Annotated in this window: 6 protein-coding genes; all 6 read right to left on the bottom strand. The window is 64.6% G+C overall.

Annotated elements, in window-relative coordinates; all coding sequences use genetic code 11:
* Window positions 1–319 (bottom strand): biotin/lipoyl-containing protein (locus PMI42_RS37190; RefSeq protein ID WP_008145217.1); only part of this gene is annotated, 319 nt, incomplete at its 3' end.
* A gap of 161 nt (window positions 320–480) precedes the next feature.
* On the bottom strand, window positions 481–3,444 hold the full coding sequence (locus tag PMI42_RS37195) for a 2-oxoglutarate dehydrogenase E1 component (RefSeq protein WP_008145219.1): 2,964 nt from the start codon (window positions 3,442–3,444) through the stop codon (window positions 481–483).
* 137 nt (window positions 3,445–3,581) lie between these two features.
* Entirely contained in the window at window positions 3,582–4,466 is an 885-nt protein-coding gene (gene sucD / locus PMI42_RS37200; protein ID WP_008145220.1) for a succinate--CoA ligase subunit alpha, read from the bottom strand.
* Between the two features lie 35 nt (window positions 4,467–4,501).
* Window positions 4,502–4,981 carry a DUF1579 family protein gene (locus PMI42_RS37205; RefSeq protein ID WP_008145221.1) on the bottom strand — a complete coding sequence of 160 codons (480 nt, stop codon included), beginning with the start codon at window positions 4,979–4,981 and terminating at the stop codon, window positions 4,502–4,504.
* Between the two features lie 4 nt (window positions 4,982–4,985).
* Window positions 4,986–6,182: an ADP-forming succinate--CoA ligase subunit beta gene (gene sucC / locus PMI42_RS37210; protein ID WP_008145223.1), complete on the bottom strand. Its 1,197-nt coding sequence runs from the start codon at window positions 6,180–6,182 to the stop codon at window positions 4,986–4,988.
* Between the two features lie 201 nt (window positions 6,183–6,383).
* On the bottom strand, window positions 6,384–7,352 hold the full coding sequence (gene mdh, locus PMI42_RS37215) for a malate dehydrogenase (protein WP_008145224.1): 969 nt from the start codon (window positions 7,350–7,352) through the stop codon (window positions 6,384–6,386).
* Between the last annotated feature and the right edge of the window lie 205 nt (window positions 7,353–7,557).

Here is a 7,557-nt window from a genome sequence, read left to right on the forward strand (position 1 = left end):
GGGCGGGCGCGGCCCCAGCCGCAGCGGCCGGAGCGGCGGCAGCGGGCTTGGCGGGGGCCGCGGCCGGCTTGGCGGCGCCTGCGGCACCTTCGGTGATCTGGCCGAGCAGCGCGCCGACCGCAACCGTCGTGCCGTCGGCAGCGATGATCTCGCTCAGCGTGCCGGCGGAGGGCGCGGGGACTTCGATGGTGACCTTGTCGGTCTCGAGCTCCACCAAGGGCTCGTCGACGGCGACGGCATCGCCGGCCTTCTTGAACCAGCGGCCGATGGTGGCCTCGGTGACGGATTCGCCGAGCGTCGGCACACGAATTTCAGTCATGGTCTTTTCCTTAAGGGATCGCCAATGCGGTCATGAATTCAATACGTCATTGCCCGCGAAGGCGGGCAATCCAGTACGCCGTGACTTTCGTGATTAAAACGAGCGGCGCGGAATACTGGATGCCCCGCCTTCGCGGGGCATGACGTCGTCCAGAAAACTTTTCAGCTCAGTGCTTCGTCCAGGAACGCCTTCAACTGCGCCTGATGCTTGGACATCAGACCCGTGGCGGTCGCGGCGGAAGCGGCGCGGCCGACATAACGCGGACGCCGGCTCGCACCGTTCACCTGGTTCAGCACCCATTCCAGATAGGGCTCGATGAAGTGCCAGGCACCCATGTTGCGGGGCTCTTCCTGGCACCACACCACTTCGGCCTTCTTGAAGCGCGACAGCTCGGCCACCAGCGCCTTCAGCGGCACCGGATAGAGCTGCTCGACGCGCATCAGGTAGATGTCGTCGATGCCGCGCTTCTCGCGCTCCTCGTAGAGGTCGTAATAGACCTTGCCGGAGCACAGCACGATGCGGCGGACCTTCTCGTCGGGGACGAGCTTGATCGGCTCGTTCGGCAGCATCTGGGCGTCATCATAGAGGATGCGGTGGAACGTCGTTCCCTTCGCGAGCTCCTCGAGACGCGACACCGCCCGCTTGTGACGCAGCAGCGATTTCGGCGTCATCACGATCAGCGGCTTGCGGATCTCGCGATGCAGCTGGCGGCGCAGCACATGGAAGTAGTTCGCCGGCGTGGTCGGATAGACCACCTGCATGTTGTCTTCCGCGCACATCTGGAGATAACGCTCCAGGCGCGCCGAGGAGTGCTCCGGTCCCTGGCCCTCATAGCCGTGCGGCAGAAGGCAGACGAGGCCGGACATGCGCAGCCATTTGCGCTCGCCCGAGGAGATGAACTGGTCGAACACGACCTGCGCACCGTTGGCGAAGTCGCCGAACTGGGCTTCCCACAGCGTCAGCGTGTTCGGCTCGGCCAGCGAGTAGCCGTATTCGAAGCCGAGCACGGCTTCTTCCGACAGCAGCGAGTTGATGACCTCGTAATGGCCCTGCTCGTTGCCGAGATGGTTGAACGGCGTGTAGCGGCTCTCGTCTTCCTGGTCGATCAGGACCGAGTGGCGCTGCGAGAAGGTGCCGCGCTCGGAATCCTGGCCGGACAGGCGGACGTGGTGGTTCTCGTTCAGCAGCGTGCAGAACGCCAGCGCCTCGCCGGTCGCCCAGTCGATGCCGGTGCCGCCGTCGATCGCCTTGGAGCGGTTTTCGAGGAAGCGCTGGATGGTGCGATGGACGCGGAAACCGTCCGGCACCTTGGTGATCTTGCGACCGATGTCCTTCAGGACCGGCAGGTCGACGCCGGTGACGCCGCGGCGCGCGTCCTCTTCCTGGTCGGCGATCTTGAAGCCCGCCCATTTGCCGTCGAGCCAGTCGGCCTTGTTCGGCTTGTAGGAGGTGCCGGCCTCGAACTCGGCATCGAGCCGGGCGCGCCAGTCGGCCTTGGCCTTGTCGACCTCGCCCTCGGTCATCACGCCTTCGGCGATTAGGCGGCGGGCGTAGAGCTCGAGCGTGGACGGATGGGCCGCGATCTTCTTGTACATCACCGGCTGGGTGAAAGCCGGCTCGTCGCCTTCGTTATGGCCATGCCTGCGGTAGCAGAACATGTCGATGACGACGGGCTTGTGGAATTTCTGCCGGAACTCGGTCGCGACCTTGGCGGCGAACACCACGGCTTCCGGATCGTCGCCGTTCACGTGGAAGATCGGCGCGTCGATCATCTTCGCCACGTCGGACGGATAGGGCGATGAGCGCGAGTAACGCGGATAGGTGGTGAAGCCGATCTGGTTGTTGACGATGAAGTGCACGGAGCCGCCGGTGCGGTAGCCCTTCAGGTCGGACAGGCCGAAGCATTCCGCGACCACGCCCTGGCCGGCGAACGCGGCGTCGCCGTGCATCAGCAGTGGCATCACCGAGATGCGCTGGTCCGGCGGATCGCCATGCTGGTCCTGCTTGGCGCGGACCTTGCCGAGCACGACGGGATCGACGATCTCGAGATGCGAGGGGTTGGCGGTCAGCGAAAGATGGATGCGGTTGCCGTCGAACTCGCGGTCCGAGGAGGCGCCGAGGTGATATTTGACGTCGCCCGAGCCTTCGACCGCATCGGGGTTGGCCGAGCCACCCTTGAACTCGTGGAACAGCGCGCGATGCGGCTTGCCCATCACCTGCGTCAGCACGTTGAGGCGGCCGCGATGCGGCATGCCGAGCACGACTTCCTTCACGCCGAGATTGCCGCCGCGCTTGATGATCTGCTCGAGCGCGGGGATCAGCGATTCGCCGCCGTCGAGGCCGAAGCGCTTGGTGCCCGTGAACTTGGTGTCGCAGAACTTCTCGAAGCCTTCGGCTTCGACCAGCTTCATCAGGATGGCCCTGCGGCCTTCACGGGTGAAGGAGATCTCCTTGTCCGGGCCCTCGATGCGCTCCTGGATCCAGGCCTTCTGCGCGGCATTGCTGATGTGCATGAACTCGACGCCGAGCGTCTGGCAGTAGGTGCGCTCGCAGATCGCGGTGATCTCGCGCAGGCTGGCATATTCGAGACCGAGCACGTGATCGAGGAAGATCTTGCGGTCGAAATCGGCTTCGCTGAAGCCGTAGGTGCGCGGGTCGAGCTCTTCGCGATTGCGCGGGGCCTCGATGCCGAGCGGATCGAGCTTGGCGTGGAAGTGGCCGCGCATGCGGTAGGAGCGGATCAGCATCAGCGCGCGGACCGAGTCGCGCGTGGCCTGGAGCAGGTCGGCGGAGGAGAAATCAGCGCCCTTGCCGCTCGCCTGAGCCTTGGCGGCGATCTTGGCACCGACCGCCTTCTCGACCTGGGCCCAGTTGCCGTCGAGGGCGGAGGTGAGGTCGTCCTGCGGGGTCAGCGGCCAGTTGGCGCGCTCCCAGGACGGGCCCTCGGCGTTCTTCCGGACGTCGGCGGGCTGGTCGTTGAGGCTCTTGAAGAATTCCTGCCACTCGGCGTCGACCGAGGACGGGTCCTTCTCGTAGCGGGCGTAGATTTCGTCGATGTAGGTGGCGTTGGTGCCCTGCAAAAAGGAGGAGAGGGCAAAGGCTGCGTTCGCGTCCTGGCGAGACATACTTGAGTTCCTGGCGATTTCGGTTCGCGCATAACAAACGGCGCTGGCGCTGAGCTCCCCGGCAGAGGCTCAGCGCGATTGGCACCATTTACCCTATTTGCTGCGAAACTTCGCCCGGAAAAGTACGAAGAAGTGAATTAACCCTTCAATTTTTCGGCAAGCGTGTGGCCGAGGCGGGCGGGAGACGGGGACACTGTAATCCCTGCCGATTTCATCGCGTCGGTCTTGGAACCGGCGTCACCCTTGCCACCCGAAATGATCGCGCCGGCATGGCCCATGCGGCGGCCGGGAGGTGCGGTGACGCCGGCGATGAAACCGACCATCGGCTTCTTGCGGCCGCGCTTGGCTTCGTCCTTGAGGAACTGGGCGGCGTCTTCCTCGGCGGAACCGCCGATTTCGCCGATCATGATGATCGATTCGGTCTTGGGGTCGGCCAGCAGCATTTCCAGCACGTCGATGAATTCGGTGCCCTTGACCGGGTCGCCGCCGATGCCGACCGCGGTGGTCTGGCCGAGGCCTTCCTGGGAGGTCTGGAACACGGCTTCATAGGTCAGCGTGCCCGAGCGGGAGACGATGCCGACGGAGCCGGTCTTGAAGATGTTGGCGGGCATGATGCCGATCTTGCACTCGCCGGCGGTCATGACACCCGGGCAGTTCGGCCCGATCAGGCGCGACTTGGAGCCGGCCAGCGAACGCTTCACGCGGACCATGTCGATGACCGGAATGCCTTCGGTGATGCAGACGATCAGCGGGATCTCGGCATCGATGGCTTCGCAGATCGCGTCGGCCGCGCCCGGCGGCGGCACGTAGATCACCGACGCATCGGCGCCGGTCTTCTCGCGCGCCTCGCGCACGGTGTCGAACACCGGCAGGTTGAGATGCGTCGAGCCGCCTTTGCCGGGCGAGGTGCCGCCGACCATCTTGGTGCCGTAGGCAATCGCAGCCTCGGAATGGAAGGTGCCGTTCTTGCCGGTGAAGCCCTGGCAGATGACCTTGGTGTTCTTGTCGATCAGGATGGACATGAGGTCTGCTTTCGCGAAACTAACAGAGTGAGAGGTCAGTGGATGCGGCGGTAGACGCCAGTGAGCACGTCAGCCCAGCCTTCCGCGTCCGGCGAGAACTGGATCTTCAACGAGTAGGAATTGTCGTCGATGATCTCGTAGACGTGGCGCGCATTGCCGCGGAGCGAGCCGCGCACCAGCGTCAGGGTCTTGCCGACCCACCCGCCGGAGGCGGGCGAGGGCGGCGTGTAACCGAGCGAGTCGTACCAGAACAATTTGTAGGTGCGGTCCTCGCGGTCGTAGGTGAAGAGGCCGTGGGTGGCGAAGCTCTGCTTGCCGTCGCGGATCTGGATCGCATCCTGGATCAAATAGAAACCGTTCAGGTCCATGCGCGCGACGGTGTGCGAGGTGGCCGGCCCGCCCGCCGTCCAGCGCGACGGGAAGACCACCTCTTCGCCATCCCATTCGCCGGCGAACGCGGCGAGGCGCGCGTGCTCGGGCAGCGGGGATGATGCGGCGAGATGGTCCTGGGCCATGGCGTTAGCCTCCCTTGACGGCCTTCACGATCTTCTGCGCGGCGTCGTCGAGATTGTCGGCCGGCACCACGTTCAGGCCGGATTCACGGATGATCTTCTTGCCGAGCTCGACATTGGTGCCTTCGAGGCGAACCACCAGCGGCACGCTGAGGCCGACTTCACGCACCGCGGCCGTGACGCCCTCGGCGATCACGTCGCACTTCATGATGCCGCCGAAGATGTTGACCAGGATGCCCTTCACGTTGGGGTCCGCGGTGATGATCTTGAACGCGGCCGCGACCTTTTCCTTGCTGGCGCTGCCGCCGACGTCGAGGAAGTTCGCCGGCGCCATGCCGTAGAGCTTGATGATGTCCATCGTCGCCATGGCAAGGCCGGCGCCGTTGACCATGCAGCCGATATTGCCGTCGAGGGTGACGTAGTTGAGGTCGTATTTCGACGCCTCGATTTCCTTGGCGTCTTCCTCGGTCTCGTCGCGCAGCGCGAGCACGTCGGGATGACGGAACAGCGAATTGTCGTCGAACGAGACCTTGGCGTCGAGCACGCGGAGCTGGCCCTGCTTGGTCACGACCAGCGGGTTGATCTCCAGCATCGCCATGTCCTTGGCGATGAAGGCCGCGTAGAGCTGCGCGGTGAGCTTCTCGGCCTGCTTGGCGAGATCACCGGAGAGCTTGAGCGCGTTGGCGACGGTGCGGCCATGATGGCCCATGATGCCGGTGGCCGGATCGACCGAGAAGGTGACGATCTTCTCGGGATTGTTGTGCGCGACGTCCTCGATGTTGACGCCGCCTTCGGTCGAGACGACGAAGGAGACGCGCGAGGTCTCGCGGTCGACCAGGATCGAGAGGTAGAATTCCTTGTCGATGTCGGAGCCGTCCTCGATGTAGAGGCGGTTGACCTGCTTGCCGGCGGGGCCGGTCTGGATCGTCACCAGCGTGGCGCCGAGCATCTGCTTGGCGAACTCGGTGACCTCGGCGGCCGACTTGGCGATGCGGACGCCGCCCTTGTCGCCTGCGGAGGCTTCCTTGAACTTGCCCTTGCCGCGGCCGCCGGCATGGATCTGGCTTTTCACCACATAGACCGGACCCGGCAGCGCCTTGGCGGCGGCTTCCGCGTCTGCGGCCTTGAGAACCGGGACGCCCTTGGAGATCGGCACGCCGAACTCACCCAGCAGCGCTTTGGCCTGATATTCATGGATATTCATATGGTCGCTCCCTGAACCTGCGGGCGGTGACCTCGTAGGCCCACCTCAGTCTTGTGGCTGGCATACCATATACCACAGGAACTGCAACCCGGATTCTTTGACATCGATCTCTGCGAACCGGAGCCCGCCCCGGTCAGAAGGGCTCCGAAAGTGAAACCGCCGAAGACCGGGTTTCGATCTTCGGCGGGATTTGTTTGCGCCTTAGCGGCCGAGAAGATCGGGTGCGATCTTCTTGCAGGCGTCGACCAGGCCCTGCACCGCGCCGACCGACTTGTCGAAGGCTTCGCGGTCCTTGCCGGCGAGCTCGATCTCGACCACGCGCTCGACGCCCTTGGAGCCGATCACGACGGGGACGCCGACATACATGTCCTTCACGCCGTATTCGCCGTTGAGGTAGGCCGCCGAGGGCAGCACGCGCTTCTTGTCGCGCAGATAGCTCTCGGCCATCGCGATCGCGGACGCGGCGGGCGCGTAGAAGGCCGAACCGGTCTTGAGCAAATTGACGATCTCGGCGCCGCCGTTGCGGGTGCGGTCGACGATCTCGTCGAGGCGCGCCTGCGAGGTCCAGCCCATCTTGACGAGGTCGGGCAGCGGGATGCCGGCGACGGTGGAGTACTTCACCAGCGGCACCATGGTGTCGCCATGGCCGCCGAGCACGAAGGCGGTGACGTCCTCGACCGAGACGTTGAACTCGTCGGCCAGGAAGTAGCGGAAGCGCGCCGAATCCAGCACGCCGGCCATGCCGACGACCTTCTTGTGCGGCAGGCCGGAGGCCTTCTGGAGCGCCCAGACCATCGCATCGAGCGGGTTGGTGATGCAGATGACGAAGGCGTCGGGGGCATACTTCTTGATGCCGGCACCGACCTGCTCCATGACCTTGAGGTTGATGGAGAGGAGGTCGTCGCGGCTCATGCCCGGCTTGCGCGGCACGCCGGCGGTGACGATGCAGACCTTGGCGTTGTCGAGCGCTTCGTAGGAGTTGGCGCCGGTGTAGTGGGCGTCAAAACCGTCGACCGGCGAGGATTGCGCGATGTCGAGCGCCTTGCCCTGCGGCACGCCCTCGGCGATGTCGAACATCACGACGTCGCCCAGCTCTTTCAGGCCGATGAGGTGAGCCAGCGTTCCGCCGATCTGGCCGGAGCCAATCAAAGCAATCTTGTCGCGCGCCATGTGAACCTGTCCTTTAGACCACGTAAGGAGGGAAAACTGATGGGTGGTTATCCCTTTCGCTTCCGCCGTTCAAGTCGGTGGATGCCCAATTGTCGGGCTTGGCGCGAATCCGGCCAGCACACCCAAGCCCGTCATTCCGGGGCGTCGCGAAGCGACGAGCCCGGAATCCATACTCCCGATCGTGGTTATGGATTCCGGGCTCGCG

Origin of the sequence: Bradyrhizobium sp. YR681, from assembly GCF_000282615.1 — a bacterium.
Lineage (GTDB): Bacteria > Pseudomonadota > Alphaproteobacteria > Rhizobiales > Xanthobacteraceae > Bradyrhizobium.

Bases quoted from the DNA above. Each gene is read 5' to 3' on its own strand.
- PMI42_RS37195 (WP_008145219.1), bottom strand. From the start codon at position 3,444: ATGTCTCGCCAGGACGCGAACGCAGCCTTTGCCCTCTCCTCCTTTTTG.
- sucD (WP_008145220.1), bottom strand. From the start codon at position 4,466: ATGTCCATCCTGATCGACAAGAACACCAAGGTCATCTGCCAGGGCTTC.
- PMI42_RS37205 (WP_008145221.1), bottom strand. From the start codon at position 4,981: ATGGCCCAGGACCATCTCGCCGCATCATCCCCGCTGCCCGAGCACGCG.
- sucC (WP_008145223.1), bottom strand. From the start codon at position 6,182: ATGAATATCCATGAATATCAGGCCAAAGCGCTGCTGGGTGAGTTCGGC.
- mdh (WP_008145224.1), bottom strand. From the start codon at position 7,352: ATGGCGCGCGACAAGATTGCTTTGATTGGCTCCGGCCAGATCGGCGGA.